We start from the raw sequence: 26,613 nt of genomic DNA on the forward strand, positions 1-26,613 counted from the left end.
AGGTCAGCGGGATCCGTCCGGTCCGTCCCAGCGAGCGGTGCTCGGGCCGTCGTCCTCAGCCGAATGATGCGGCGGCGGAGTCTGCGGCTGTTCCGGTGCGGGGCTCTGCCACTGGTTTTCGCCGGTCGGGTTTCCCCGGTTCGGATCGGCGAAGGGTCCACCGTCCGGGTACTGCACCGGGTAGTCGGGCTGCGCGGGGTAACGACGGCCGGGGTGCGGCTGCTCGGGGTACGCCTGCTGTCCCGGGTGCGGCTGACCGTACTGCCCCTGATCGGGCTGGGGCTGACCGTGTTGGGGCTGACCGTACTGGCCCTGCGACTGGTTCGGCGGGGTCGGATTCTGTCCACCGGTGTACCCACCCGACTGCTGTCCGGGGTACGTCGGCGACGGGTTCTCACGCGGAGGCCAACCCGGTGCAGACCATCCGGCGGGCGCTCCGTAGTCGGGTGTTCCCGGTTGCGGAGTCTGCTGCGGGGCACTCGGCTGCGGGTACGAGGGCTGTGCGTAGCCGTTCGAGGGTCCCTGGTTGCCGTTGTTGGGGAGACCACCGTTGTTGGGGACACCGCCGTTGGGTGCACCGCTGTTGGGTGCGCCTGCCTTGACGAGAACAGGTGCAGCAGCGGGCTCCGGCCACGTTTCGCCGCGCTCGATCGCGAGTTCGCGCGGAGTCTTCACCGGCGGACGATCCGAAGGCGTGCGCCCACCGAAATCGTTGAAAGCCGTGATGCGGGGACGCTTTTCGACGCCGGCAAGGATCTTCTCGAGGTCCTTGCGAGTCAACGTCTCACGCTCGAGCAGTTCGGTAGCGATGAGGTCGAGCGCATCGCGGTACTCGTTGAGGATGGCCCACGCTTCGGTGTGCGCCGCCTCGATGAGGTTGCGCACCTCCTCGTCGATTTCGCGGGCGATCTCGTGCGAGTAGTCGGACTGAACGCCCATCGAACGGCCGAGGAACGGATCCCCGCCCTCCTGTCCGTAGCGAACCGCGCCGAGCTTGGCACTCATGCCGTATTCGGTGACCATCGCGCGTGCGATCTTGGTCGCCATGTCGATATCGGACGACGCTCCGGTAGTGGGCTCGTGGAACACCAACTCCTCGGCGGCGCGTCCACCCATTGCCATGACGAGACGAGCGATCATCTCCGAACGCGTCATCAAACCCTTGTCGTCTTCGGGCACGGTCATCGCGTGACCGCCGGTGCGACCGCGAGCGAGGATCGTGACCTTGTAGACCGGCTCGATGTCAGGCATTGCCCAAGCAGCCAGCGTGTGACCGCCCTCGTGGTACGCCGTGATCTTCTTCTCGTGCTCGCTGATGATGCGACTCTTACGCCGCGGTCCACCGACAACACGGTCCACCGATTCCTCGAGCGAGGCTTCGGTGATGACGGTCCCGTTTTCGCGTGCGGTGAGCAGCGCAGCCTCGTTGATGACGTTGGCAAGATCGGCGCCCGACATTCCGACGGTCCGCTTGGCGAGGCCTTCGAGATCGGCGTTGGGATCGATCGGCTTGCCCTGCGAGTGCACTCGCAGGATCGCACGGCGACCGGCGAGGTCGGGGGCGCCGACCGGAATCTGGCGATCGAAGCGTCCCGGACGCAGCAGTGCGGGGTCGAGGATGTCGGGGCGGTTGGTTGCGGCGATCAAGATGATGCCGGTGCGATCACCGAAGCCGTCCATCTCGACGAGCAGCTGGTTGAGCGTCTGCTCGCGCTCGTCGTGTCCGCCGCCCAGTCCTGCGCCGCGCTGACGACCGACGGCGTCGATCTCGTCGACGAAGATGATGCAGGGGCTGTTCTGCTTGGCCTGCTCGAACATGTCGCGAACACGCGAAGCACCGACACCGACGAACATCTCGACGAAGTCCGAACCGGAGATGGTGAAGAACGGGACGCCGGCTTCGCCTGCGACAGCGCGAGCGAGCAGCGTCTTACCGGTTCCGGGAGGGCCGTACAGCAGCACACCGCGCGGAATCTTGGCGCCGAGCGCCTGGTAGCGAGCCGGGTTCTGCAGGAAGTCCTTGATCTCGTACAGCTCTTCGACAGCCTCGTCCGCACCGGCGACGTCGGCGAACGTGGTTTTCGGCATGTCCTTGGTGAGCTGCTTGGCCTTCGACTTACCGAATCCCATGACTCCGCCGCGACCACCGCCGCCCTGCATCCGGTTCATGACGAAGAAGAAGATGCCGAACAGAATGATCATCGGCAGCACGAACAGAAGGATCGACGTCAGCCAACTCTCCTGAGTGACCGTCGTGTTGAACTTGTCCGCTCCGGCGCCTTCGACCTTGTCGAAGATCTGCTCCGACGCACTCGCGGGGTACTTCGCCAGGATCTGCGTCCTACCGTCGGTGGCGTCGTTGCCGTTCTTGAGCCACAGACGAACCTGCTGCTCACGGTCGTCGATCTGCGCCGACTCAACGTTCTTGGCGTCGAGTTGGGATATCGCGACCGAGGTGTCGACGGTCTTGAAGTCGCGGGTGTCGTTGCTGAAGTAGCTGAAGGCATAGATCACCAACAGCACGACGGCTACGAGTAGCACGTTACGGAACACAGTCTTACGGTTCATACAGGTCGGCCGATGTGGCCGGTCCTTTCGAGAGTGCGGGTCTGCCAGGTCGCCTTCCGGCTGCCAACCGGACACCTGCAGGTTACCGCGATCGGCCCCATCGATGCCCGCCAGCGGCCGTGCCGCTTGGTTGGAACGGTCGTCACTGTGTTCAACGTGCGCATTGCCGATCAGGTTCCCGGGCTACGTCGCAGCACAGTTTCCTGTGAGCGAACATGCTCATAGTGGTTATCGTGCGCTTTTCCGACGCTCGTCCGTCGTTATTCGTCAGGCCGTTTCGGAGAGGATTCCCGCAACAGCGTCAGCGGCGCCCGATTGGTCACCGTCGATGATCCGGTGCGCGAGCTGCTCGAGTCGCGCAGACAGTCGCGCCGAGGACTCGGGCACGTCTGCCTGCTTGGCGATGGTGTCGTCGAGATCAGCCAATAAGCCGCCGCCGGCCAGGTGCCTGACGCAGCGCCACGTCTCGGCGAAGTTTCTCGCGGTCCCGTCGTCGGTCAACATCGCGACCCGAAGCGCAGCGTTGGGATTCGACGCCGCCGCCCGAGCCAGGCCGGCCATGATCGCTTCCCTGGCAGCAGTCAGTTCGTCGACGGTTCGGTCTTGCAACCGCACTCCCGAGTCTGCAGACCTACCCGCGTCGGGCGCCGGAGCTTCGCGAATCACCGCACCGTTACCGTGCTGGATTTCGACTCTGCCCCGAATCTCGAGGGCCACGAGCGCTTGAGCCAGCGACGCTCGACTCACGCCGAGTTCGGCAGCCAGGCTGCGTTCGGGAGGAAGCCGATCGCCGGGCGAAAGGCCTTGAGCCTCGATGAAATTCGAAATGTGCTCGGCCAACTGCTCATACAGACGCGGACGCTTCAATCGTCCGGGCAGGCCCGAGCGCGAGCCGGGCGATGACGTCGAATTCATGCCTCGGAGTGTACTTGACAAATGGAGCAGTGGCAGAGAGGCTAGGCCAATTCCAAGTGATGCAGACCACAAGCTGGTCGCGAACGGATTGAGAGTTCGATGGCAAATGTCATAGCCCTGTCAGTACTTGTCCTGGTGTTCGTCATATCCACCGTGAGGTCGGTGAACATGGGTGCGCTTGCCCTGGTGGCTGCCTTCGTCGTCGGAACACTGGTCTTCACCGTCGATACCAGCGAGATCCTCGACGGCTTCCCGGCCAGCCTCTTCGTCATCCTGGTCGGCGTCACCTACCTGTTCGCGCTGGCAAGAAACAACGGCACGGTCGATTGGATCATTCACGCGGCGGTCCGTGCGGTCAGAGGACGAGTGGCCCTCGTGCCGTGGGCGATGTTCGCGGTGTGCGCGGCCGTCACCGCCATGGGCGCGGTCAGTCCCGCTGCCGTCGCCATCATCGCGCCCGTGGCAATGGGCTTCGCCACCCGCTACCGGATCCACCCCATGCTGATGGGCTTCATGGTCGTCCAGGGCGCAACGGCGGGCAGCTTCTCCCCTATCGGAATCTTCGGTGTGATCACCAACGACGTCATGCGCCAGAACGGCCTCCCGTCCAGCCCGGCCTTGCTGTTCGTCTCGACCTTCGCGGCCGCAGCCGTTGTTGCCGCAATCGCGTACGTCTCGTTCGGCGGTCGCGCATTGATTGCACGCGGCGCCTCGGAGCGCGTGCTTGTCAGCGCAGTCGGCAACGCTTCGGGCGGTGGCGACACCATCACCGGTTCGGGTTCCGGCGACAGCTCGAAGGGTGGCGGCAAGTCCTCGGTTGGGACCGCTCCGCACGAGGGAGCACTCAATCTCGAGCGGCGACTCACCCTGCTCGGACTGGCGTCACTTGCACTCGGCGCCTTGGTCTTCGACCTCGACGTCGGATTCACCGCACTGACCGTCGCGGTACTTCTCACCCTGATCTTCCCGGCCTCCGCCCGCGGGGCCGTCGACAAGATCAGCTGGGGCACCGTCCTCCTCATCGGCGGAATCGTCACATACGTGGCCCTATTGCAGAACCAAAACACCGTCCAGTGGCTCGGGGATTCGGTAGCTCACGTGGGCATTCCACTTCTCGCGGCGTTCCTGATCTGCTTGATCGGCGCGATCGTGTCGGCGTTTGCATCCACCACCGGAATCCTCGGTGCACTCATCCCTTTGGCAATTCCCTTCCTCATGACCGGCCAGGTCAATGCAACCGGCCTGGTTATCGCACTGGCAATCTCGTCGTCTCTGGTCGATTGCAGTCCGTTCTCGACCAACGGCGCGCTGGTGGTGGCGAACGCCGCTCCGGAAGAACGCGACGTGGTGTTCGGGCTGACGATGCGGTGGGGCATGACCATCATGGTGGTGACGCCGATTCTCGCCTGGTTGCTGTTCGTTGTTCCCTGGTCCGTCTGAATCTTCGCTCAAAGAAAGGAAACTCGCGATGAACAGCGAATCCACACTTCTGCGCTCCCTCGACCCCCGCATCTTCGACGATCACGGAGCTGCGGTCACCTTCGGCGAAGGCGCGACCCTCTCTCGCGCCGACCTGTTGGCCGCCGCCACCGCGGTCGCCGATCGAATCCACGGTGCACAGCGAGTGGCAGTACAAGCCGCCGCCGGCCTCGAGACAGTGGTCGCCGTCGCCGGCGCGCTGATCGCCGATGTTGCCGTGGTACCGATCCCACCGGACTCCGGTCCGCTCGAACGTCAGCACATCATCGCCGATTCCCAGGCCGAACTGATACTCGGAGACGGACCGTCGGATTCGAGTATCCCGTTGATTCCCATCAATATTCACGCGCGATCTGCGACGTCCTATCCCGAACCGAGCGCGGCAGCTACCGCACTGATCATGTACACCTCAGGAACCACCGGAGCGCCGAAAGGCGTCGTCCTCTCGCGAGCAGCGATCGCAGCAGATCTCGACGCACTTGCCCACGTGTGGAATTGGACTCCGGACGACACACTCGTCCACGGACTGCCCCTCTTCCACGTCCATGGGTTGATTCTCGGCGTGTTGGGCGCATTGCGCGTCGGTTCACCGCTGATTCATACCGTCAGACCAACTCCGGATTCGTATGCCGCAGCGGGTGGCTCGTTGTACTTCGGTGTTCCGACCGTCTGGTCACGCGTGTGCGGTGATCCCTCGGCTGCGGCAGCATTGCGATCCGCGCGCTTGCTCGTGTCCGGAAGTGCACCACTTCCGGTTCCATTGTTCGAGCGGATGAAATCGCTGACCGGATTGGCTCCCGTCGAGCGCTACGGCATGAGTGAAACCCTCATCACCGTCAGCACGACGCACGACGGCGAACGTCGCCCGGGTTGGGTCGGGCACGCTGTTCCCGGAGTCAGGACGAGGTTGCGCGGCGAGAACGGCGAATTGTCGGCGCACGACGGAGAGCAGCTTGGGCAACTGGAAGTTGCGGGAGCCGTGCTCTTCGACGAGTACCTCGGGAACCCCTCGAAGACAGCGGAATCCATAACCGAGGACGGCTGGTTCCGCACCGGCGACATCGCGGTGATCGACGACAGCGGATTCCACCGCATCGTCGGCCGCGAGTCGGTCGACATGATCAAGTCCGGTGGATACCGCATCGGTGCAGGCGAGGTGGAACAGGCACTTCTGGCATACCCCGGTGTTCGCGAGGCCGCCGTCGTCGGTGTGCCGGACGACGATCTCGGCCAGCGCATAGTCGCATTCATCGTCGGAGATGTAGCCGACTGCGCGGTGGTTTCGGACTTCGTCGCCGAATCGCTGTCGATCCACAAGCGCCCTCGTCAGGTTTGTCTGGTGGACAGCTTGCCCCGCAACGCTATGGGCAAAGTCCAGAAGAAGCTGCTGACGCTCTGAAGGCAACTCGCTTGCGCAATCGACGCGGTGCGGTCGTGAGTTCTGCACGACCGCACCCGATACCAGCATCGAGACGGCGGTACAGCACCGATGCGCCTCAAGGTTCTCACTCGCACTCGCACAGTTTGCCGCCAGGCTGCCCCGTCACTCGCGGAAGTCTTTTCGTTTTCACGAATCGCCGAGGACCCGATCGCACCCTCTACGAGGATGGTTACCTTGCCAGCTCCCTGCGTAGGTCAAAGTCAGCCATCAACCTTGAAACCAAACGAAGCTGAGCTAGATAACTACCTACCGCCCGTGAACTCGATTGCAGCATCTCTTCGACGGTAAGCGTCCAAGGGATTCGATGCCTTACGAATCAGGGCTTCCCAAGTCCGTAGGTGAACTCTCCAGAACTCCAGTTCATCGTCGCGTGGTACTTGTATCCACTCATCATGCCGTCGCCCTTATTCTCGTTGGCTGCGAAGCACTCAAAGACCGTGGTTTTTTCAGATAGGTCATCAGTCGAACCACCCCCGACAGGGGAACAGGACACCGAAATAATCGGACCGTCCATAAACCCTTTCGTAACGTGATCCTCAGCCATTGTCTTGACGCTGCTTTCAATATTGGTCACCGCCAAGATACGTCGGGCGCGTTCGCTAGCATCCTTACTCTCCTGAGCGGATTTTTCGGCGGCAACGCGGGCAGCTTCTTCATCGGCCGCCAACTGAACCGCCGCTGCCGCTGCATCCCGCTCAGCCTTCACGTTGGAATCATGGGACAGTTTCCAGACTGTCCCGCCGACCGCCGCGAGAAGAACAATCGCCAGCGCCGCTATCAAAACCTTCTTCGGTGGCCGCTTTCGCGATGTGGGCGAGTCCTTCGAATCCGGCGCAGGCAGGGGTAGCCACTTTGTCCCATCCCAGTAACGTTGACCGCCCGCTGGATCTGGGTACCAGCCCGCGGGTATCTGGTCAGATGGCTCGGACATCGTCGTGCTCCTTCATTCCTGGATAGAACCGATCACACTGGTGGGTGTGGTTGGAAATTGCCAAAATTAGCGAATCTGTCCCATCCATAAATCTTGAATGCAACGCGTTCGGGACCGGTCCGCTGAAACGGATTTCGTTAGTTCAATCAGAATAGAGAGTGATACCGACAAACCGTCCAGTTTTGGAGATCGAGCGCCACCCTATCGGAACAAAGGACGAGCCTTGGACCTACTACCTCGCCTTTTCCAGAACGAAACTCACCTAACCGCAGCACCTAGTCGGCGAGTACCCCGACTTCAGCCGTACGCCGTCGATGAACTTGCCAGCACGGCCAAAATATGAGGAGCCGTCGAAAGCGCATCGCTACGCCTACCATCGGCGATTGATCGAGAGATCAATCCGTCGACGCGGAATTTGCGTGTTTTATGGGTACGTTCAAGCATCGCGGCTACTTGTCGGAGACACGTGACATCGCCATGCTTCGAGTCTGTGGCCGTAGCCGTAGCCGTGGACACGTCAGCAGGAACTTCGAGATGCCTCAACGGAAATCGCCGGGACACCATTCGCTGATCTGCGAATTGAACCACTTCACAGCAATTTGGTATGCCACGCAGGGATGCAGCTGCGTTATCCACGTCAGTTCACAACTCGGAAATCAAATCCATCCCGATCCCAACACAAAACTGGAACGAACCGCTCAGCGCCCCGACACGAAACCATTTGGAGCACGACGATGTCTTGCCCAGGGTCCGCGCCTGAGCCGCACTCCAGGCGCGAGCAGGCTCAGCCGCCGTAGACCTCAGGGTCCAGGGTGCCGATGTACGGCAGATCGCGGTACCGCTCGGCGTAGTCGAGGCCGTAACCGACGACGAACTCGTTGGGGATGTCGAAGCCCACGTCGCGGACGTCGACGTCGATCTTGACGGCGTCCGGCTTGCGGAGCAGGGTGACGACCTCGAGCGAAGCGGGATTGCGCGTCTTGAGGTTGCGCATCAACCACGACAACGTCAGGCCCGAGTCGATGATGTCCTCGACGATCAGCACGTGGCGACCGGCGATGTCCTTGTCGAGGTCCTTGAGGATGCGGACGACGCCCGAAGACGAGGTCGAGGATCCGTAGGAGCTCACCGCCATGAATTCCATCTGCGACGGGATCGGCAGGGCGCGGGCGAAGTCGGTCATGAAGAAGACCGCTCCCTTGAGGACGCCGATCAGCAGCAGATCCCCTTCGGGGGCGCCTGCCGGGTAACGCTTGGCGATTTCCTCAGCTAGTTCCGCCGTTCGTGCACGGATCTGTTCTTCGGAGATCAGTACCGATGCGATGTCGCCCTCGTACACGCGTCAAACCCTTCGTCGGTCTTCGAATCCGAGGATCAGCCTGCCACGTCGCCGGGCCGCCACCAACCTCGCCTCCGGTGTTCCGCCCCCGATCGCGACGCCGCCTTGCCCCCGCCAGTCGATCAACAAGGCGTCGACCGCCCGTAACTGTTTGTCCGTCAATGCTTTTGCGCCGCCCTGCAGCAGCCAGGCCCGGAGAGCGCGTCGGCGGATTGCGGTGGGCGCTTCGGCAAGTGTGTCCACTTCCACTTCCCCGTCGACGACAGCCCGTAGAAGTAGGGCCTCGGCGTACTCGTCGAGCGCCTCGCCGTCCTCACGCAACTGCGTCGCGGTTCGGGCCAACGCCTCGGCAACTCCCCCGCCGAGAATTTCTTCGAGCAGCGGCAACGCCTCGTGCCGCAGACGCACGCGAGTGAACTCGGGATTGTTGTTGTGGGGGTCCTCCCACGGCGTGATGCCCAGGTCGACGCAGGCCGCCCTGGTCACCGATCGACGGATGCCGAGTAGCGGCCGTCCCCAGGGGGCGTCGAATGCAGCCATACCCTGAATCGATCGCCCACCGGACCCGCGGGACAGTCCGAGAAGGACGGTCTCTGCTTGATCGTCGAGCGTGTGTCCGAGCAGAACCGGGAGGTCAGTCCTGGCGTCGCGCAGAGCGCTGTACCGAGCCTCACGCGCAGCGGCTTCGAGACTCCCGCCTTCGGCTACGTCGACGGTCAGCACCGTCGCGGTCCGGCAACCCAGCGCCAGCGCCTGGTCTGCGGCCGAGCGCGCGACGGCATCAGAACCAGGCTGCAGCCGATGGTCCACGATCAACGCGTCGACAGAATCGGTTTCCGCCACCGCTGCTGCGGTCAACGCCAATGAATCGGCGCCCCCGGACAGGGCGACGACCACACGGCGTCGTGGCTCGAATGCGACCGTCCATGCCCGCACGGCCTGTCGCAGCGCCAGTAGGGCAGGCGTCTCAGGCAGCAGCATCTAGCCGAGAACGCGCTTTACCCACGCGTCGGGATTGTCGATCTCGTCGAGCAACGGCAAGGTCTCGGGCCCGGTCCAGATGGTGTTGAACTGCTCCATGCCGACCTTGAGAACTACCGCGTCGACGAAGGCCTTGCCGCGTACGTACTGCGCCATCTTGGCGTCCATGCCGAGAAGCATCTTGATGATCCGCTGCACGGGGTTGGACTTGCGCTGCCGACGCTTGTCGAAGGCCGCGCGGATAGTTGCCACCGACGGCACCACGGCGGGGCCGACGGCGTCCATCACGTGGTCTGCATGCCCTTCGAGGAGGGTGCCGAGTACGAGCATCCGATCCAGCGCGTCACGCTGGGGTTCCGCCTGCGAAGCACGCAGCAGGCCGATGATCCCGCCCGCCGTCGCACCGTCACTGGAGTCGGGTTCCTTCCGCGAGCGCAGCTCTGCAGCAAGGCGCCCGACAACGTCGGTCATCGACTCGTCCACCGTCGCACCAAGCGTTTCGACGGATTCCTTCATGTACTCCGCTAGCCACGGCGAGGAAGAGAACTGAACCCGGTGAGTGACCTCGTGCAGGCAGACCCACAACCGGAAGTCACTCGGGTTCAGCCGAAGGGACCGTTCGACGGAGACGATGTTCGGTGTGACCAGAAGCAGGGTGCCGTGCTCGCCGGTGAACGGGTCGTACTGCCCGAGGATCGCCGAAGACAGGTACGCCAGCATTGCGCCGGCCTGCAGGCCCGCCGGCTTTCCGACGATGAGATTGCCACTGCCGTCAGGGTCGGCGCCGGTGAGATGCGCCATCGACCGCGAGGCCGCCGTGATCCACCCGGCCCGGTCGAGCACGTCAGCGGCCGGGACCGGTAGACCGTCGGCCAAACCGGTCACTTCACGAACCGGCAGTTCTGCACGCTTGGACGCTTCGGCGAGTTCTGCGGTTGCCGTCTCGGCCGTGTAGCGAGACATCGCGGGGCCGCCGCGCGCCAGTTTTATCCCGGCTTTGGCGGCAAGACTCCAGTCGACGGCACCACCGAGCGGAGCCGAGGCTTCATCATCTTGTGGAGTCTTTTCGGCCACTATTGGCACCCGCAATTCCTCAATGCTCCGGCAATCGCGTCCAGGGCAGGACGGCTCACTTCTGGCGGCCGGTCATTGGACATCAGTGCGAAGGTGAGCACTCGCCCGTTCTGATCGACCACGAACCCTGACAACGCGCTGGCCGTCGAGAGAGTTCCCGTCTTGGCCCGTACCCAACCCGCACCGGTTCGGTTTCCGGACGCGTAGCGGTCGGACAAACTTCCTGTTCCGCCGGCCACCGGAAGGTAGTCCAGCAGCGGACGCAGTTTCGGATCACCGTCACCGGCCGCCGCCGTCATGACGCGATCGAGTACCTGAGCGGGAATGAGATCGTCGACGGAAAGTCCGCTGGAATCGTGCAGCGAAACTCCGGTGTAGTCGAACCCGGCGGCCTGCAGGGTCTTGCCGGTCGCGTCGACGGCTCCGGTGAACGAGGCTTCGATTCCGGAGGCAATCGCGACCTCACGCCCGATGGTCTCGGCGAGCACGTTGTCGGAATGTTCCATCATCTGCAGCAGCCGGTCGCTCAGCGGCGCCGACTGCACGGTGGCGATCGGCTTGGCACCGGCAGGCGCCGCGCCGAGACTCACGTTGGCGGGATCGACACCGAGGGCCTGAGCGAGCACCTTGCCCGCGTCCAACGCGGGCGTTTCCGAACGCGGCGACTCGTCTTGAGTGCCGTCGTACCGACCACCTTCGATCATCACCGATTCGATCGGGGTGATGTAACCGGCTGCGATGTCAGCGGGGAACCACCCGGTGGCCATGTTGTCGCCCTTGAACAAACTCGAGTCCACCACGACGCTGGTCACCGGCGTACCGGCAGCCTTGATCTGGTCGACGAGATCCGCGATGTGCGCTGCGTTGGCGTAGTAACCGCTCTGCCCCTTCGGCGTCGCCGTCAGCGTCGGGTCACCGCCGCCGACCAGAACGACCTGCCCGGGGCTCGCTCCGGGGACCACCGTCGTGGCCAGCCGGTGGTCGAGCGGCAGCTTCAGCAGTGCCGCCGATGCGGTCAGCACCTTCGTCGTGGACGCAGGTGTCATCGGCGTCGACGGGTCTGCGCTCCACAGAATGTTTCCGGTGAGCGCATCAGCGACAACTCCGGTGAACTTCCCCAGATCCGGGTTGGCCACGGCCGGGCCGATCGCCGCTGCGATTCCCGACGCGCTCGGGATCGGTGCGTCCGTCGGGACGGGCACCACCTGAGGTGACGGCGTCACGAGCGCAGGCTGCGGCGACGTAGTCACGGTCGCGCTGCCGGCTGTGTCGTTCGACGTACCGAGTTTCACGACGACAACTCCGGCGACGGCCAGTACAACCACTGCACCGACCGCCAGAAGGATGCGGAAGTTACGCCGTCGACTCTCTTCCAACGAGCCGATCTTCTTCTTTCCTTGGCCCGCCAACGCCCCTCCGTCTGTGCTCTGCCTACTGGGTGGTCAGGCAACCTTATCCTTGACCCGATATCCTTCCGACGAATCATTACCGACACGACAGCGAGGAATCGGCGTGGAGTTCGACGTCACCATCGAGATCCCCAAGGGTCAGCGCAACAAGTACGAGGTCGACCACGTAACCGGTCGCGTCAAACTCGATCGCTACCTCTACACAGCTTTCGGCTACCCGGCCGACTACGGCTTCATCGAAAACACCCTGGGTGAGGACGGCGATCCGCTCGACGCCATGGTCCTGCTCCCCGAGTCGGTCTTCCCCGGCGTCATCGTCGAGGCTCGCGCAGTCGCGATGTTCAAGATGGTCGACGAGGCCGGCGGAGACGACAAGGTCCTCTGCGTTCCGGCCGGTGACCCCCGCTGGGATCACATCCAGGATCTGGGTGACATCTCACAGTTCGAGCTCGATGCGATCAAGCACTTCTTCGTCCACTACAAGGACCTCGAGCCGAACAAGCACGTCGAGGCAGCCAACTGGGTCGGCCGCGCCGAGGCAGAGGCCGAGATCGAGGCTTCGATCAAGCGTCTCGCTGCCAACGGCGGTCACTGAGCTCAAGTTCTCAGGCCTAACGAAAATCCCCGCACATCGGAAGATGTGCGGGGATTTTTGTGCTGTTTTTACTCGCCCTTGCAGTTCCTACTCACCCTTGCAGTTTCTACTCACCCTTGCAGTTTCTACTCACCCTGGAAGACCGGCGGGCGCTTCTGGAAGACGGCGGTGACGGCCTCGGTCAGATCCTGCGAAGGCAGGAACGCCGCGTTCCAGGCTGCGACGTAGCGAAGGCTGTCGTTCACGCTCGCGCTGCGGGTGTGATCGAGCACGTCCTTGATCCCGTGGACCACGAGCGGCGGATTGAGCGCAATCTCCTTGGCGGTCGCGCGCGCCGCGGCCAGTACCGCGTCGGCATCTTCGAAAACGTCGTTGACGAGGCCGATCTTCTCGGCGCGCGCTGCGTCGATGTCCTTGCCGGTCAGAGCCAATTCACGCAGGTGTCCGTCACCAATGATCGCGGGCAGACGCGCGAGGCTGCCCATGTCTGCGACGATCGCGACCTTGACCTCGCGGATGCTGAACTTGGCATCGGCACTTGCGTAGCGGATGTCCGCCGCCGTGATCAGGTCGACGCCGCCGCCGATGCACCAGCCCTGCACAGCTGCGACGACGGGCTTGCGGCAATCTGCGACGGCATTAATGCCCGACTGCATGCGCTTGATCATGTCGTGGAACTTGGTGCGCGGGCCTGCCTGAGCCTTGTCCGCGAGGACGGCACCGAATTCACCGCTCATCGCCGGCAGGTCCAGGCCGAACGAGAAGTGCTTGCCGGAACCGGCGATGACGATTGCACGCACCTCGGGATCGGCGTCGAGGTCGGCGAAGATTTCGGGGAGTTCATTCCAGAAATCCGGCCCCATCGCGTTGCCCTTGCTCGGCCCGATCAGCGTCACCTGGGCGATGTTGTCTTCGCGCTCGACGGTGAACGCATTCCAGCTCTTCTGTTCAGTCATTACTCAAGAGTAACTAAAGGTCGGGCTCAGCCGAAGACCGCTGCCTTCATCCGAAGATTCCTGCCTCGTCAAGTACCAGTACGACGAGGGTGACGGCCATCAGGGCGAACATGATGAGCATCGCCATCCTGGCCGCCCGCTCACTCGTGGGCGGGAAAACGCGCTGCGCCGGATGCTCTGCCACGTACTCGGACAAGGACATGGTCCTGGCACGTGAGCGTGTCGGATTCTGTACCGCTGCTGTTGTAGCCATGTCGGTGATCCTTTCAACTACGCAATCTCAGTCAGGTACCCCAAAGGTGAAGTACCCGACTGAGTTCGACTTCTCCAATGTAGACCCGCAGACCGAAGAAGTCAGCGTGAGTTTCGTGCGAATTACCTGAGAGTTAGTCCACACAGGGAATGCCGCCATTCGCGTCCGCTCGGATAGGTGATCCCTGTGCTCCCGTGTCGGGAACTGTGCCGGCGGATACCGAGGAGTCCGACTGCGCCGGAGCGGCCGAGAACACGGTCTGCGCATTGTCCTCACCGATCAGTACAGACACTGATTCGGCCGCTGCCTGCTCGTTCGGCACTGCGGCCACGCCCAACTGCTCGGCCAGCGCCTCTGCGACGGCTTTGGCGCCAACTCCATAGCTGACCACCGACTTTGCCGTCGCAGCTGCGGTGCTCACCTCTCCGACTTCGACTCCCGACGCTTTCATCGCCGCTGCCAACGCGGCGCCCAACCCGTCCGTCGCGGTTCCGTTGCGGATATCCACAACTTCGCTCCCAGTCGAGACAGCAGTGTCCATCGCAGGTGCAGATGCCGAGTCACCTCCGGCGAAGATCCGCGACACTTCACTACGCAGACGTGCCGGATCGACCGTGTTGACATCCTGGCCGTCGACGGTCTCGTATCCCTCGATGGGCAGGGTGTAGAAGTCGATGTCCCCACCCGCGAGAGCGCTTGCCTGAGAAGCGAATCGGACGGGATCCATGGCGGAATCGATCACCACGTCCTTCTTCACCACGTCGGCCAGTGCCGTCATCTTCGGAATGTTTCCGATGACGCCGGAGCCCTTCAAGTTGGCGATCACCGCGCTGATGAAAGCCTGCTGCCGGTAGGTGCGATCCAAGTCCCCGTTGTCCAGGCCGTGGCGTTGACGAACAAACGAAAGTGCCTGTGACGCATCGAGAGTCTGAACCCCCGCCGGGAAGTTGGCGCCCGAGAAATCGTCCTGCACCGGATTGTTGAGGCACACCTGAACAGGGCCGATAGCCGAGACGACGTCGTAGAAGCCCATCAGGTTCACTTCGGCAAAGTGATCGATCGGAACCTTGAGCAGATTCTGCACGGTGGTCAGTGTCGACCGCCTACCGACTTCACGCGCTTGTTGTTCTCGTGCAGCAGGATCCGTCACACCGTCCGCTACGAGTTTGGCGTCCGCATCAGCCTTAGCCATTCCGTAGGCTTCCTTGATCTTGGCCATTCCATAGCCGGGTACAGAGACGTAATCGTCGCGTGGAATCGCCACTGCACTGGCCTTGCCACCATCGCCCGGAACATGGAGCAGGATAAGCGTGTTCGTGTTGTACCCACCCACATCACTGTCCCCTGCGTGCAACTTGTCGGTGACGAACTCTGCCGGCAGATCGCTGCCGTCCATCGCCTTGCGACTGTCGAGCCCGATCAACAAGATGTTGGTATCCCCGTCGAGAGAACTGCCGGCGTCGTCACCGAGGGCGGAGAGCGCATCCGACCGGTACAGCCCCGACGTCAGATCCGACTGCACGTACCACCCGATTCCGACGCCCACCAGAATCGTCGTCGACAGGCACGCGGCCGCCAGCTTGCGCCCTACCGAGAGCGTCGACCGCTGCGGTTGACGCCTACGCCTGTGCCTGGTTGCCGAGTGTCGAGGTCGCGGTTCCACGGCCGACACGCTATCCACCGTTCCTGAGTAGAACCTGTCGATACCGGACACGGCTGGTCTTTCGCTGAAAGAACGCTGAGAATGAAGTCCGAATTAGGCAAATCTGCTCTAGGCTCCGCCCTGTGGACCGCCGACGCTTCCTCAGTGCCCTCGCAGCAGCAACTCTGACCGGAACCGCCGCGGTGACCATGGGAACCGCTTGTTCGTCACGTTCGGTCGGGACGGCAATCGCTGCAGCCGACGAACCAACCGACCCCGTCCCGGATCTCCCGCCTGCCTTGTTGCCGCCTCCACCGCCGTCTGCCCGGGTGCCGCTGCCCGCCGGCGGATCGTTGACCGCCCTGCCCGGCGGTGGGGATCTGTTTGCCCTGACGGTTGACGACGGAGCCAGCTCCGAAGTCGTGCGCCTCTACACACAGTTCGCAAAAGACACCGGCATCCGTTTGACGTACTTCGTCAACGGGCAATACAACTCGTGGACCGAAAACGCCGGACTTCTCAGACCTCTTGTCGAGAGCGGACAAATTCAGCTCGGCAATCACACCTACTCGCACCCGGATCTGACGTCCGTGTCGAAGCAGCAGATCGCAGACGAGCTGACGAAGAACGGCACGTTCCTGCGCAACACCTACGGCGTGGACGCGGCGCCGTACTTTCGGCCGCCGTACGGAAGGCACAACGCGACAGTCGATTCCGTGGCCGCGAGCGTCGGCTACACCGTGCCCACCCTCTGGTACGGGTCGCTGTCGGATTCTTCGTTGATCACCGAGGAGTACATCCTCCAAATGGCGAACCAGTACTTCAATCCGGGGGCCATCGTGATCGGGCACCTCAACTATCTGCCCGTGACCCACGTGTATCCGCAACTGGTGGACATCATCCGGAGCCGGAACCTGCGGACCGTCACGCTCAACGACGTCTATCTGAAGCCGTGACGCCGTGGTGACCGCAGCCGACAACGAGGTTCCGGCCGACAACACGGCTCCGTCTGTGAAACAACGCACCGAGGCCTGGCTGCTCGCGGACATCACCGAGGAACCAGCCGGACATCTGGGGCCACACCGGATGGCGCCGAAGAAGGAGAAGCGCCACCCGTGGTGGAAGGTGATGTGCCTGACGGGTGTCGATTACTTCTCCACTCTCGGTTACCAACCCGGTATCGCGGCACTGGCGGCCGGCACGTTGGCTCCCATCGCGACAGTCGTGTTGATTCTGCTGACGCTGTTCGGTGCGCTCCCGGTCTACCGGCGAGTGGCTCGCGAGAGTCCGCATGGCGAGGGGTCGATCGCCATGCTCGAGAAGCTGCTGCCCAAGTGGCGCGGCAAGATCTTCGTTCTCGTGCTTCTCGGATTCGCGGCCACCGATTTCCTCATCACCATGACGCTCTCGGCTGCCGATGCCACGGCGCACCTCGTCGAGAATCCTTTTGCTCCAACCTTTCTCTCCGGACACACCGTCGCCGTCACCCTTGTTCTGCTCGCGCTCCTCGCTGCGGTATTCCTCCGCGGATTCACCGAAGCGATCGGTATCGCGGTCGGATTGGTCGCCGTCTACCTCGCCTTGAACGTGGTGGTCATCTCCGTAGGTTTGTGGCACATCGCGACCGCGCCGTCGTTGGTCACCGACTGGACGCGCGCCATGACCACCGAGCACGGAAACCCGGCGATGATGATCCTGATCGCGCTGATCGTCTTCCCGAAGTTGGCTCTCGGTCTGTCCGGCTTCGAAACCGGCGTCGCGGTCATGCCGCAGATCAAGGGCGATCCGCACGACACGGAACAGAATCCACGTGGCCGAATCAAAGGCGCACGGCGCCTGCTCACCACTGCGGCGCTGATCATGAGTGGATTCCTGCTGACGTCGAGCCTGGTCACCACCATCCTGATCCCAGAAAGCGAGTTCCAGCCCGGAGGCGCTGCCAACGGACGTGCGCTTGCCTTCCTCGCGCACGACTATCTGGGTGAGATCTTCGGAACTGTCTACGATCTCAGCACGATCCTCATCCTTTGGTTTGCCGGTGCGTCGGCAATGGCAGGGTTGCTCAATCTTGTTCCGAGGTATCTCCCCCGCTACGGCATGGCGCCGTCGTGGGCCCGCGCCGTGCGTCCGCTGGTCCTCGTGTTCAGCGTCATCGCCATCACTGTCACGATCTACTTCGACGCCGGTGTCGACGCTCAGAGTTCCGCGTACGCAACCGGTGTCCTCGTGCTCATCTCGTCGGCGACCGTCGCCGTTGCCCTGTCCGCTCGCAAGCACGGTCAGCGAAAACTGTTCGTAGGGTTCAGTTTTGTCGCAGTTTTGTTCGTCTACACGACGATCGCGAACATCTTCGAACGTCCAGACGGTGTGAAAGTGGCGTCGTTTTTCATCGCCGCGATCATGGTGGTGTCCTTCCTTTCCCGGATCTCGCGAGCCTTCGAACTACGGGCAACCTCTGTCGAATTCGACGAGACTGCACTGCGATTCATCGCCGAGGCAGCCGAGAAGGGTTACCTCGCGATGGTGGCGCACGACGTCGATCGTCTCGACGAGGACGAGTATCGGCAGAAGGAATCGCAGCAGCGCGCCGAAAGCAACATCCCGGAGGCGGAGTCGATCATCTTCATCGAGGTCAACGTCACGGACTCCTCCGAATTCAGCACCGACCTCCTCGTCCACGGCCGACAGCGCGGTGAGCACCGGATTCTCTGGGTCGACAGCCCTGCCGTCCCCAACACCATTGCGGCGGTTCTCCTGCGGACGAGGGACATCACCGGCGTGATTCCCGACGTCTACTTCGAGTGGACCGAGGGAAACCCGATCATGTATCTGCTCCGATTCCTCTTCATCGGTGAGGGCGAAACCGCTCCGGTGACCCGTGAGGTTCTCCGCCGCGCCGAACCCGACCAATCCAGACGGCCACACGTCCACGTCGGTTGACGCCGCACTCCCACCGACCGCTCACGCGGGTACCGGTGCGCCGTTGCTCGCACAGCCGGCTTTGTTTATTGCTTCTGGCACAACCGACCTCGGCCACGAGGTTCGAGCATCCTGCGAGAACGCATCCGGTGAACATCTGCAGCCTCAGAAGTCGGCGAACATCAGTGACAAGCAGTTGGGAGCAGGACGGACTTACCGGGGCGGGGAGTGGTTGAACGCGATTCTTCGTTCGATCTATGGTCCGGAGCAGACACTTAGTGGACAATGCGAACATGACGACCGGCGCGCCTGCTCAAACCGTGCACTTTCATCAGAAGCATTACACGGCAGTGGTTTCTGGCGCGAAAGTTTCCACCGTCCGCTGGCGCGAAGACATACACGAAGGGCCGGCAATTTTCATCTTCGACAATCACCCGACCGCCCGCCCCCTTGCAGGACAGGTCACCGCTGTAGAAACGTACGATCTCGCTCATCTGTCGCCGCTAGCAGCTCACCAGGCACCGACATGACGAATTTCGCAAGACAACTCCGGGTCAACTACTACCCCGAGATGCCTGAAGACGCTGTTGTTCAGGTGGTCGTCATAGCCACTGGTCACCAAGGGGATTCGTCACTGCCCACGACGTGGTGCGACCGACCTCAGCCGTCGAAAACGTCTGTTGTATTTCCGTGTGCGTCGAGGTCTGCGCTGCCGGCGCCGACCCACTGACCGGAGTCAGTGTGGGTGCGGCTTTGAGGAGCCGATCAGGTCGTTGCGGCCCATTCTGGCTGGGTTGATCGGTCCAGGCGCGCTGGCACTCGTCCGAGGTCAGCGTTGTCGTGGATCCTCTGCGACAGGGCCGCCTTCGTTTTCCCACCGATCCAGTGCGCGTTTTTCCTGCTTGGCGGCGGTGTCTTTGCGCGATCCGAGTTTTTTTACGGACTTGAGTAGTTCTGTGAGTCGGCCCATGACCGGACCATACTCGACTTTCCGGCGATGCTGACCCAGGGTTGGACGTATCTCCATCGGAGATGCCATAGGAGACTTCGACGGCGTCGACAACCACGAAACCCTCCGCCCAGCCCTGCTTGCATGTGGTGATCGGCATCGGGGCGCCAGTGGATATGAAACTTGGTGGTGTCGAGGTCGGCTAGTTTTCGCTCCGGAGCGCCCAGCTTGGGAGTCGGCCGAATCTCGACTGGCGTCGGGTTTTGTTGTGGCGCCTTAGTTTTTATCCAAATTGCCCACGTGTAGGTCTGTTCGGGCGTGGTCTCGTGGTGCTCGATCATGGCCTGCCAGCGCTGCGGAAAGGTCATCGCGGAGCGCAGCGAATTTCTCTTCGCGTGGACACCGCAGGTGGCCGGACCGCCGAGCAGGCGAATGCAGTAGATGATCCAACTGACAAGGGTTCCTGGTCTATGACTCGTCCGACAGACAGGTGCCCTGACCGAGCCCGTCCACGACCGCAGGCGGTGACCCCATCGCGACGGGACGATGTGACGGAGATCGGGAATGACCGCGACATACAATCGCGGTCAGAGCGAAGCGCCAGGCCGAGATTCCGGCCCCGATGTGAGGGAGGGGCAGGATGTTCGGTTGGAAGAAGAAGCGCCACGATTCGAAGATGACGCTCGACGATGTGATGTCAAAGCTCCGGCCTGACCTGAGTCGGGAATCGCTCGGCGTCGGGCCCGACTTTCCTGGCGTCGCCCCGAACCCGCTCATGAGCAGTGATGCACGCAAGCGCAATGCGGAACTACGTACGGGGGCGCTTGCGCTCGGCGTTCTCGTCGACTGGCGGGAGGTCAACAGCAATCCACGCGCGGTCCTGATGTTCGACGTGGAGACCTCCGACGGCATCTCGTTCCGCGGTATCGCAGACGAAGACCTCACGATCACCGAACTGACACGACTCGCCCCGGGACAGACGTTGCCCGTGCGCTACCGGCCGGCCGTCATGGACCACTACGTCGCCCTTGCCAGGGACGCGGACCCCGCCCACGTGCAGCAGCTCTCCGACGAGATCGCGAGCCGCAAGCGGACGCCTGCCAGCCATGCGACAAACGCGTGAATTCACCTACGGCTGGAAGAGATTCCGGACGAAGGAGAGGCTTTCGGGGAGCGCTGCCCGCATCGTCTCGATATGACCGGTCGGATATGTGCGGAATGTAACTGGCTGGCGGTTGGCGGCGAGTTCGGCCGCGAGTTTCAAAGCCAGCGGTGCCGGCACCATCTCGTCCGTCAGCCCCTGCCCAAGGAACACTGGTCGGTCGTACCCGGTCGTCGGGATCTCCAGCATGCCGCGAGCAGCAGCCAGCACCGCGGGATCGTCGAGGGGCCGGTTCACCAGATCGCCGATCGTGACGTCGCCGAGGCCCGATGCCATGTCCTGGTAGCAGTCGGTTTCGGCTCGGGCCAGGGCATCCGTGCCGCGTGGTGTCAGGTAGCGATCGATGTCGAGATCGGGTCGCGCCGCCCGGAGTCCGGCCAAGAGGTACGAGACGAACACGGTGCTGCCGGTCAGTGGCAAGCGGGGAAAGTCCGGCCCCACGAGTGGTGCAAGGTTCTCCAGATTGGACGGCGCCCCGGTCGCGACCGCGCCCCGGTAGTCCAATTCGGGTGCGTACCGTGTGGCCATCGCTGCCGTGACCATAGCGGCCTGCCCGCCCTGAGACTGTCCGAGTGCCAACCACCGCGGTGAGAGCGACGGTTCGACCGCACGCGCGGCGCGCACCATGTCGATCACGCTGTGCGCCGCCGACGGTCCGTCCAGGTACGCGTGGATTCCCGGCGTGCCGAGCCCCACGTAGTCGGTCGCGACGATCGCGTAGCCCTGCGAGAGCCAGTTCGTGAGGTACGGACTGCCGACGGTCCCGGTCACGGTGGGAGCGCACTGGTCGGAAATACCTACAGTGCCGTGAGCCCACGAGATGACCGGCCAGCCACCGTCGGGTGGATCGCCGGGGGGCAGGAAGAGCGCGCCCGTACTCAACGCGGGCTGGTTCAGCGGTCCCGTGGACCAGTACGTGAGCTTTGATGCGTTGGCGGCGCCGGGAATCCAGAAGGAGTGCGGCAGGGAAGTTGCCGCGGTCACTGTGCCCGGCGTCGTGATTGACGACGGTTCCTGCGCGTGGACGGGCGCGGTCGAAACGGCCGCGGAGGCGAGTGCGATCACCATCAATGCTTGGCCGAGCCGTCGTCGGATCATCGCATCGCTCCCGTGGTTCGTCGGTGTCTGCGCCGACTTCCATTCTGCGCGAACCGGCGGCGCCGGCGTACTGGTTCGACCATCTTCGGGTGCCGCTCCTGCAGTCGAGGGGCCAGCGGACCGTGCGCGACGAAGAACTTACAGCCGAGGTCAGCCGTGCGTACCGAGAACTATTCGGTCTACGGCGCACACAAGGTGTGGCTGGAAATGCGTGGTGAGGGCAATGATGTGGCACGGTGCACGATTGATGGTTGTCTTCGGGCTCGAATGCGCACGAAGAGGCATGCCCAAGGGCTACCTCGAGCATGATCGGTCCGTCGACGTTGAGCCAGTGAGGTGGGACTTTGATGCGAGGGTGCTCGAGGCTGCGGTTGGCGAGCGCTTCGCGGCGTTCGAGGCAGGGCAAGTGGTCGTCGACGTGCCGTCGATGTCGAGCTACCTACCGATTCGTTCGACGCGCCACGGGGGGATATCCCGCCGCGGCCTGACCTTGATCGCACGAAATTTGTATCCGTCCTGATCGATGACCGCTCCCACTCGAAGTCGACCTGCTCTCCGACGACGAGAGCGCTGATCCCTCCGCCGATGCTGAAACTGTCGCCCGGCCGAGCGTTGATGACTTCGTCGGGGTGTAGGGCGCTGTAGAAGGTCCAACAACCGCCCGGAGTGTCCGCGGAGTCGATGACTCCCCAGCCTTCCTCACCATTCCACGTGGTGACGACACCGATCGCTGGGGTGCCGATCGGGGGCGCGATCGTATCGTCGAGGTCGGTGATGTCTAGATCGGTGACCTCGTGAACGGTGCCGTCGGGATCGATATCCCAAGCCCTGAAACCGGGCGGTCCCGGCGGCGTGTGGTCCTCGCCGACTGGCCACGCCTGCACGGTGTGAAAGTCGTAACCGTCTGCCGCCTCGTCGAGTTGATTCCACTCGAACTCGACTTCCTGACCTTCGACCAAACCCGGGAACCCGTGGACCACTACAGATGTCCATGAGGTCCAGCTACCGCCCGGAGTGTCTGCGGAGTCGATCACGCCCTGCATACCCCCCACGTCCCAACTACGTACCACTCCTCGGCTCGTCATGACCTCAGTATGTCCAAGACCACGGTGGCTAATGAGCGGAACCCGAAAGCCTGTCCAGAACGGGCGGAACTGGGGTAACGAATCTGTGGGGCACTTGATCACCTATGCAACCCGGGACCAAAATTGTTTTCCTGCAACACTTCTGAATTTCTTAACGCGGTTCTTTTCGGGAAGTTCGAGAGGGTGATCACGTTGGGTATAAGCATTTTTTCGATGCACGCGATCATCGAAAAATCCGAACGCGTGAACGACCAGGAAGGCGAATAGACATTCACCAACAAAGGCCCGAGGCAGTGGCGAGCATGTTGACCACGACCAGTGTCGACGATACGACCGACAGTGTCGCGAGCACGGCCGCAGTCACGGTGTGGAGACGAAGCGCGCAGACGACGAATGCCCCAGACCATACGGACAACGTCGCGATCACCAGCCATCCGCCACCGGCCATGTCGCGTTCCGCAGGTCCGTCACAGCTCGTGTCGATTGAATCCCACAGACCGAACAACACCAAGGCCGCCGCCACGAGCGTCCAGACCAATGCAAGGAACAACACGCCGATCTTCCGCCAGATGGTCACATCCTGAGCCTGCACGCGCAGCGACACCCGCGAATCCGTACAACTACTCAACGTCGACCGCGGAACTGGTCTCTGCGCACTTTTTCGCAGCGAGCGCCCTATTAACGACCTTGGTGTTCGTTTTGAGCTTGCTGGTGATGGCGATGGTTGCGCTGTCGGCGTTCGCAGGGAAGATCCCGACGAGGTTTTCGATGATCCGTGCTTGCAGTGTGAGGTCTCGTTGCACGGCGAAAGAAGGTACGAAGGCGCCGGTGGCGATCGCGAGCCCGAGCGAGCAAAGCGCCTAGCTGGATACGGGCCGACCAGAGAAGAAGGTCAGTCACGATCGGGTCTTTTCCTTCCAAGGGGTCCCGGTCTGGAGCCTCGCCGGTTGTCGCCGGTGGGGCTCCTGCGTTGTGTGGGTCAGCTCGTTACGCCGCGTTAAGAACCTGAAAACTCGGTGAGCAAACCTTCCTTTCCCAGGTGAAGCGGCGGATTATCGAAATGGCCGCGCATCTGGTTACCGCGCGGCATGTCGAGCGCGCCTGAAGGCACAACGGGCCGGGAGGTCACATGCTGCTACATCAATCGATCGGGTTGGAGCGCTTCAACGAACTACCGCGACAGAAGGCGGTTCACGCATTGTTCGAGTGCTGCTGCTCGCTGACCTGGGCCGGGTGGGTCAGCGACGGACGTCCGTTCGCCGATCACGCGGAGATCCTCTCGCGCGCCGAGGACGCGATTCTCAACCTCTCGGACGAGGACGTCGAGCGAGCATTGCAATGCCATCCACCGGTCGGCGTCCGTAGGAACAGCGTGCCGTCCCACCTCGAGCAATGCTCGATCTGGGTTCCGGACGACGCCGTCATGGCAACCATCTATCGCGCCGGCGAGGAGTACGAGCGGAACTTCGGCTTCCGGTATCTGTGGTGTTCGCACGGCCACGACGCCGACGACCTGCTCGAGAACATCGGCCAGCGCATGTCCAACGAGAGGTCCGTCGAGCGCAAGGTCTGCGTCGACGAGCTCGCCAAGATCACGCGGACGAGGATCGAGCGCATGCTGGGACCCGAGGACGGTTATCCCGAGTACTGAAAAGAAAAGCGGGTGCAGCGCTTTCGCGCCGCACCCGCTTTCATGCTCTGGATCGATCAGAGATCGAACTCGGCCGGAGAGATTCCGACTGCAAAACACATGTCGCGTACGACGCCGCGCTCGTGCTCGTCGAAGTTGCCGTCCGCGCCGCCGATGATGATGCCGATCTGGATGACCGCGCGGGCCTGATCCTGCTTCGACTTGAGCTTGGCGATGGTCGCGGTTGCCTCGACCTTGCCGAACTCGTAGTCCGAGGACAGCTTGCTGCAGTACCAGTCGAACTGCTCACGAAGCTCGTCCGGCGGGAAGACCGCGAGCGACTCGTTGCTCATGATCAGCGCGGCGGTCTTCTGACGCTCCGACGGATCGATCGAACCGTCTGCGGCGGCGATCAACGCGCACATTGCCATGCTCGCGTTCTTGAATTCCTTGTTCTGGAACTGGCTGGTCTTTGTCTTGAGCTGGCCGTTCATCTCCTGAGCCTTAGCCTTCAACTGATCCCAGAATGCCATGAGTCTCCTCGAGTATTGCCGCCACACACCGCGCGTGGTCGTACCACCACTCTGCCTGTGCGCTCGGCAATCCGCCATCGGCCACTAGGTGCGGTCGAACACTGCCAGAATTCGCGACTCGGAGATCGGGTCGAGCACGTCCGGGGTGAAGTGCCATTGCGTGCGGGTCCACGGATCGTGAACCTCCGTCTGCCCTGCTGCCGAAAGATGTTGGCACCCCTCGGACAGTGCGGCGACGGATTCTTCCGCGAAGTTCGACTCGTCCTCTCCGACAATCAGTATCGACAAACCGATTGCCGGTCCGCGTTCGGCGAGGAACATGATGGTCTGTGCGTCTTCGGCGGAGTATCCGTGCGGGAAATCGCTGAGGATCAACAGGCGCAGGGAACTGGGGCCATCTGCGACACCACTCATTCGCGCGAGTTCGCCCATGTCGACGGCCTCGGCCAGTGCCCGCAAGCGCGCCGAGATCTCGGTGTGAGCGGTGATGACCGGCCCCGCGAGCATCGGTGCCAGTCTGTCGGTCAGTGGCGTCAGCGAGCCGGTCAGGTCGACGACGTCGAGTAGCGGCATCGGGCCGGCGGCCATGACGCGCACGGTGACGGCGCTGATCAGTCCGAGCGCTGCTTTGCTCGACGTGCTGTCCACCCAGATGGGCCGACGCAGTGGGAGCGGGACGCAGTAGGGAACGGTGAGCGTGCCGCGGTCCGGAGCCGACAGCTCGCCAAGACGCATACCGTCGCTGACGGCCGTGATCTGGCCGGATCAGTTGTTCCCGCCCACGACACCGACTTCCACGACGCCATCGACCGTGGGAGCACGCCGTCGATCACACCGAGTTCGTGCGCAAGCTGAGCGCTGTCGCGGGCGTGATTGTCACGCGCGAGTGAGACGAGGTCGTCGTGACGCTTCTGTGCGGCATCGCGCGCCGCCACTCCCGCTGCCGAGTTCCGCAACGACGGATCTGCGACGGCTGCGGTCAGATCCTCGTCCAAACGGGCAAGCGCGTACTCACTGCTGGAGACGAAGGAAGCGGCAGATCGGGAGGCGTCCTCGAAGATCATCCACGCACGCTCGAGGCCGCGGCCCACCTCCAACGGCTCCACCGCGGAGTCCCACGCGGGCGCGGCTGTCGGGGCTGGTTGTGCCGGCTCGTCGTCGACCTCGACGCCGTGCACCGAGATCAGTTCCGCCAGACCACCCGCATAGCCCTGCCCTACGGCCCGAATCTTCCAGGCACCGGACTTTCGGTACAGCTCCCAGCAGATGACCGCTGTCTCGGTGCCTGCGGTGGGGATCGCGAATTCGGCCAGGACCGAACCGGATTGATCGCTCAGGGTGGCGGAGAGCTCGGCCGTGCGAAAGGCTCCCGCGGCCGTCGCTGCCGGATCCACGCTGACGATGCACAACACTGCTGCGGCATCGGGGTGAAGTCGATCGAGTTCCACCCGGATGCCGCTCTGGTCGAGTTGCACTCCAGCGGTGGATGGTTGGTTGTAGAACACGAAGTCCTCGGACGTCAATGCCCGCAGGTTCGCGTCCGCTACCAGCGCCGACACGTCGAACGGCGTCTGGCTCTCGGCTCGAAACGTCACCACGGGCGCCTGCAGCGGCGCGTTCTGTCCGGGAACAAAAGTCATACCCACAGCAGCGA

At 62.9% G+C, this 26,613-nt stretch carries 25 protein-coding genes; 8 read left to right on the forward strand and 17 right to left on the reverse strand.

Annotation, left to right across the window (positions count from 1 at the left end; genetic code table 11):
• Nucleotides 1-3: 3 nt before the first annotated feature.
• Together ftsH and EEB12_RS12035 are read right to left on the reverse strand one after the other, a co-directional pair.
• Nucleotides 4-2,568 carry an ATP-dependent zinc metalloprotease FtsH gene (gene ftsH / locus EEB12_RS12030; RefSeq protein WP_141487820.1) on the reverse strand — a complete coding sequence of 855 codons (2,565 nt, stop codon included), beginning with the start codon at nt 2,566-2,568 and terminating at the stop codon, nt 4-6.
• 267 nt (nt 2,569-2,835) lie between these two features.
• Entirely contained in the window at nt 2,836-3,483 is a 648-nt protein-coding gene (locus EEB12_RS12035) for a FadR/GntR family transcriptional regulator (protein WP_141487821.1), read from the reverse strand.
• A 99-nt stretch (nt 3,484-3,582) separates the two neighbouring features.
• Here EEB12_RS12035 and EEB12_RS12040 point away from each other — a divergent pair, with 99 nt between their 5' ends.
• Together EEB12_RS12040 and EEB12_RS12045 are read left to right on the forward strand one after the other, a co-directional pair.
• Nucleotides 3,583-4,923 (forward strand): SLC13 family permease, encoded by a 1,341-nt coding sequence (locus EEB12_RS12040; RefSeq protein ID WP_070796406.1) that lies wholly within the window; start codon nt 3,583-3,585, stop codon nt 4,921-4,923.
• A gap of 28 nt (nt 4,924-4,951) precedes the next feature.
• The gene (locus EEB12_RS12045; protein WP_141487822.1) at nt 4,952-6,361 is read left to right on the forward strand and encodes an acyl-CoA synthetase; all 1,410 of its coding nucleotides are present in this window, start codon (nt 4,952-4,954) and stop codon (nt 6,359-6,361) included.
• A gap of 358 nt (nt 6,362-6,719) precedes the next feature.
• Here EEB12_RS12045 and EEB12_RS12050 read toward each other — a convergent pair whose 3' ends face one another.
• The 5 genes from EEB12_RS12050 to dacB form a co-directional block, all read right to left on the reverse strand.
• Entirely contained in the window at nt 6,720-7,334 is a 615-nt protein-coding gene (locus EEB12_RS12050) for a DUF2510 domain-containing protein (RefSeq protein WP_029537491.1), read from the reverse strand.
• A 784-nt stretch (nt 7,335-8,118) separates the two neighbouring features.
• Complete coding sequence (gene hpt, locus EEB12_RS12055) at nt 8,119-8,673, reverse strand: hypoxanthine phosphoribosyltransferase (RefSeq protein WP_019746778.1); 555 nt, start codon at nt 8,671-8,673, stop codon at nt 8,119-8,121.
• Nucleotides 8,674-8,676: 3 nt separating this feature from the next.
• Nucleotides 8,677-9,654 (reverse strand): tRNA lysidine(34) synthetase TilS, encoded by a 978-nt coding sequence (gene tilS / locus EEB12_RS12060; protein WP_046377881.1) that lies wholly within the window; start codon nt 9,652-9,654, stop codon nt 8,677-8,679.
• On the reverse strand, nt 9,655-10,728 hold the full coding sequence (locus tag EEB12_RS12065) for a zinc-dependent metalloprotease (protein WP_019746776.1): 1,074 nt from the start codon (nt 10,726-10,728) through the stop codon (nt 9,655-9,657).
• The gene (dacB, locus tag EEB12_RS12070) at nt 10,728-12,137 is read right to left on the reverse strand and encodes a D-alanyl-D-alanine carboxypeptidase/D-alanyl-D-alanine-endopeptidase (protein ID WP_029254401.1); all 1,410 of its coding nucleotides are present in this window, start codon (nt 12,135-12,137) and stop codon (nt 10,728-10,730) included. Before dacB ends, EEB12_RS12065 begins: the two co-directional genes overlap by 1 nt.
• 103 nt (nt 12,138-12,240) lie before the next feature.
• Between dacB and EEB12_RS12075 the strand changes: the two genes are divergently transcribed.
• Nucleotides 12,241-12,732: an inorganic diphosphatase gene (locus EEB12_RS12075; RefSeq protein WP_003941181.1), complete on the forward strand. Its 492-nt coding sequence runs from the start codon at nt 12,241-12,243 to the stop codon at nt 12,730-12,732.
• Between the two features lie 125 nt (nt 12,733-12,857).
• Here EEB12_RS12075 and EEB12_RS12080 read toward each other — a convergent pair whose 3' ends face one another.
• The 3 genes from EEB12_RS12080 to EEB12_RS12090 all read right to left on the reverse strand — a co-directional run bounded on the left by EEB12_RS12080 (nt 12,858) and on the right by EEB12_RS12090 (nt 15,604).
• Complete coding sequence (locus EEB12_RS12080) at nt 12,858-13,688, reverse strand: crotonase/enoyl-CoA hydratase family protein (protein WP_141487823.1); 831 nt, start codon at nt 13,686-13,688, stop codon at nt 12,858-12,860.
• A 46-nt stretch (nt 13,689-13,734) separates the two neighbouring features.
• Nucleotides 13,735-13,941, reverse strand: a complete 207-nt coding sequence (locus EEB12_RS12085; protein WP_124568973.1) for a hypothetical protein — start codon at nt 13,939-13,941, stop codon at nt 13,735-13,737.
• Between the two features lie 133 nt (nt 13,942-14,074).
• On the reverse strand, nt 14,075-15,604 hold the full coding sequence (locus EEB12_RS12090; RefSeq protein ID WP_258537494.1) for an LCP family protein: 1,530 nt from the start codon (nt 15,602-15,604) through the stop codon (nt 14,075-14,077).
• A 122-nt stretch (nt 15,605-15,726) separates the two neighbouring features.
• Between EEB12_RS12090 and EEB12_RS12095 the strand changes: the two genes are divergently transcribed.
• The 3 genes from EEB12_RS12095 to EEB12_RS30680 all read left to right on the forward strand — a co-directional run bounded on the left by EEB12_RS12095 (nt 15,727) and on the right by EEB12_RS30680 (nt 19,032).
• Complete coding sequence (locus EEB12_RS12095; RefSeq protein ID WP_141487825.1) at nt 15,727-16,539, forward strand: polysaccharide deacetylase family protein; 813 nt, start codon at nt 15,727-15,729, stop codon at nt 16,537-16,539.
• Nucleotides 16,540-16,543: 4 nt separating this feature from the next.
• Entirely contained in the window at nt 16,544-18,523 is a 1,980-nt protein-coding gene (locus tag EEB12_RS12100) for an amino acid permease (RefSeq protein WP_141487826.1), read from the forward strand.
• Nucleotides 18,524-18,795: 272 nt separating this feature from the next.
• Nucleotides 18,796-19,032: an ASCH domain-containing protein gene (locus tag EEB12_RS30680; protein WP_220095796.1), complete on the forward strand. Its 237-nt coding sequence runs from the start codon at nt 18,796-18,798 to the stop codon at nt 19,030-19,032.
• Nucleotides 19,033-19,331: 299 nt separating this feature from the next.
• Here EEB12_RS30680 and EEB12_RS30490 read toward each other — a convergent pair whose 3' ends face one another.
• The gene (locus EEB12_RS30490) at nt 19,332-19,472 is read right to left on the reverse strand and encodes a hypothetical protein (RefSeq protein WP_181447632.1); all 141 of its coding nucleotides are present in this window, start codon (nt 19,470-19,472) and stop codon (nt 19,332-19,334) included.
• Between the two features lie 619 nt (nt 19,473-20,091).
• Here EEB12_RS30490 and EEB12_RS12120 point away from each other — a divergent pair.
• Nucleotides 20,092-20,574 carry a hypothetical protein gene (locus EEB12_RS12120; RefSeq protein WP_030534824.1) on the forward strand — a complete coding sequence of 161 codons (483 nt, stop codon included), beginning with the start codon at nt 20,092-20,094 and terminating at the stop codon, nt 20,572-20,574.
• Nucleotides 20,575-20,580: 6 nt separating this feature from the next.
• On the opposite strand, the gene EEB12_RS12125 is transcribed toward EEB12_RS12120, so the two are convergent.
• The 3 genes from EEB12_RS12125 to EEB12_RS12145 all read right to left on the reverse strand — a co-directional run bounded on the left by EEB12_RS12125 (nt 20,581) and on the right by EEB12_RS12145 (nt 23,400).
• Nucleotides 20,581-21,711: a lipase family protein gene (locus tag EEB12_RS12125; protein ID WP_141487828.1), complete on the reverse strand. Its 1,131-nt coding sequence runs from the start codon at nt 21,709-21,711 to the stop codon at nt 20,581-20,583.
• Between the two features lie 179 nt (nt 21,712-21,890).
• Complete coding sequence (locus tag EEB12_RS30685; protein WP_220095795.1) at nt 21,891-22,796, reverse strand: hypothetical protein; 906 nt, start codon at nt 22,794-22,796, stop codon at nt 21,891-21,893.
• 271 nt (nt 22,797-23,067) lie between these two features.
• A complete protein-coding gene (locus EEB12_RS12145) occupies nt 23,068-23,400 on the reverse strand; it encodes a hypothetical protein (protein ID WP_113682054.1) in 333 nt (110 codons plus the stop codon).
• 525 nt (nt 23,401-23,925) lie between these two features.
• On the opposite strand from EEB12_RS12145, the gene EEB12_RS12155 reads away from it, so the two are divergent.
• Complete coding sequence (locus EEB12_RS12155; protein WP_019746742.1) at nt 23,926-24,447, forward strand: 2-oxo-4-hydroxy-4-carboxy-5-ureidoimidazoline decarboxylase; 522 nt, start codon at nt 23,926-23,928, stop codon at nt 24,445-24,447.
• Between the two features lie 56 nt (nt 24,448-24,503).
• Here EEB12_RS12155 and EEB12_RS12160 read toward each other — a convergent pair whose 3' ends face one another.
• From EEB12_RS12160 to EEB12_RS12165, 3 genes are all read right to left on the reverse strand, one after another.
• Nucleotides 24,504-24,959 carry a tellurite resistance TerB family protein gene (locus EEB12_RS12160; protein ID WP_003941110.1) on the reverse strand — a complete coding sequence of 152 codons (456 nt, stop codon included), beginning with the start codon at nt 24,957-24,959 and terminating at the stop codon, nt 24,504-24,506.
• An 84-nt stretch (nt 24,960-25,043) separates the two neighbouring features.
• Nucleotides 25,044-25,607: a hypothetical protein gene (locus EEB12_RS30830; protein WP_258537492.1), complete on the reverse strand. Its 564-nt coding sequence runs from the start codon at nt 25,605-25,607 to the stop codon at nt 25,044-25,046.
• Nucleotides 25,571-26,599 carry a TerD family protein gene (locus tag EEB12_RS12165; protein ID WP_258537491.1) on the reverse strand — a complete coding sequence of 343 codons (1,029 nt, stop codon included), beginning with the start codon at nt 26,597-26,599 and terminating at the stop codon, nt 25,571-25,573. Before EEB12_RS12165 ends, EEB12_RS30830 begins: the two co-directional genes overlap by 37 nt.
• Between the last annotated feature and the right edge of the window lie 14 nt (nt 26,600-26,613).

The sequence above is a fragment of the Rhodococcus sp. WS1 genome (assembly GCF_003797745.1).
GTDB lineage: Bacteria > Actinomycetota > Actinomycetes > Mycobacteriales > Mycobacteriaceae > Rhodococcus_F > Rhodococcus_F erythropolis.

Coding starts and splice junctions, on each gene's coding strand:
- ftsH (WP_141487820.1), bottom strand. CDS start 2,568: ATGAACCGTAAGACTGTGTTCCGTAACGTGCTACTCGTAGCCGTCGTG.
- EEB12_RS12035 (WP_141487821.1), bottom strand. CDS start 3,483: ATGAATTCGACGTCATCGCCCGGCTCGCGCTCGGGCCTGCCCGGACGA.
- EEB12_RS12040 (WP_070796406.1), top strand. CDS start 3,583: ATGGCAAATGTCATAGCCCTGTCAGTACTTGTCCTGGTGTTCGTCATA.
- EEB12_RS12045 (WP_141487822.1), top strand. CDS start 4,952: ATGAACAGCGAATCCACACTTCTGCGCTCCCTCGACCCCCGCATCTTC.
- EEB12_RS12050 (WP_029537491.1), bottom strand. CDS start 7,334: ATGTCCGAGCCATCTGACCAGATACCCGCGGGCTGGTACCCAGATCCA.
- tilS (WP_046377881.1), bottom strand. CDS start 9,654: ATGCTGCTGCCTGAGACGCCTGCCCTACTGGCGCTGCGACAGGCCGTG.
- EEB12_RS12080 (WP_141487823.1), bottom strand. CDS start 13,688: ATGACTGAACAGAAGAGCTGGAATGCGTTCACCGTCGAGCGCGAAGAC.
- EEB12_RS12085 (WP_124568973.1), bottom strand. CDS start 13,941: ATGGCTACAACAGCAGCGGTACAGAATCCGACACGCTCACGTGCCAGG.
- EEB12_RS30680 (WP_220095796.1), top strand. CDS start 18,796: ATGACGACCGGCGCGCCTGCTCAAACCGTGCACTTTCATCAGAAGCAT.
- EEB12_RS30490 (WP_181447632.1), bottom strand. CDS start 19,472: ATGGGCCGACTCACAGAACTACTCAAGTCCGTAAAAAAACTCGGATCG.
- EEB12_RS12120 (WP_030534824.1), top strand. CDS start 20,092: ATGTTCGGTTGGAAGAAGAAGCGCCACGATTCGAAGATGACGCTCGAC.
- EEB12_RS12125 (WP_141487828.1), bottom strand. CDS start 21,711: ATGATCCGACGACGGCTCGGCCAAGCATTGATGGTGATCGCACTCGCC.
- EEB12_RS30685 (WP_220095795.1), bottom strand. CDS start 22,796: ATGACGAGCCGAGGAGTGGTACGTAGTTGGGACGTGGGGGGTATGCAG.
- EEB12_RS12155 (WP_019746742.1), top strand. CDS start 23,926: ATGCTGCTACATCAATCGATCGGGTTGGAGCGCTTCAACGAACTACCG.
- EEB12_RS12160 (WP_003941110.1), bottom strand. CDS start 24,959: ATGGCATTCTGGGATCAGTTGAAGGCTAAGGCTCAGGAGATGAACGGC.
- EEB12_RS12165 (WP_258537491.1), bottom strand. CDS start 26,599: ATGACTTTTGTTCCCGGACAGAACGCGCCGCTGCAGGCGCCCGTGGTG.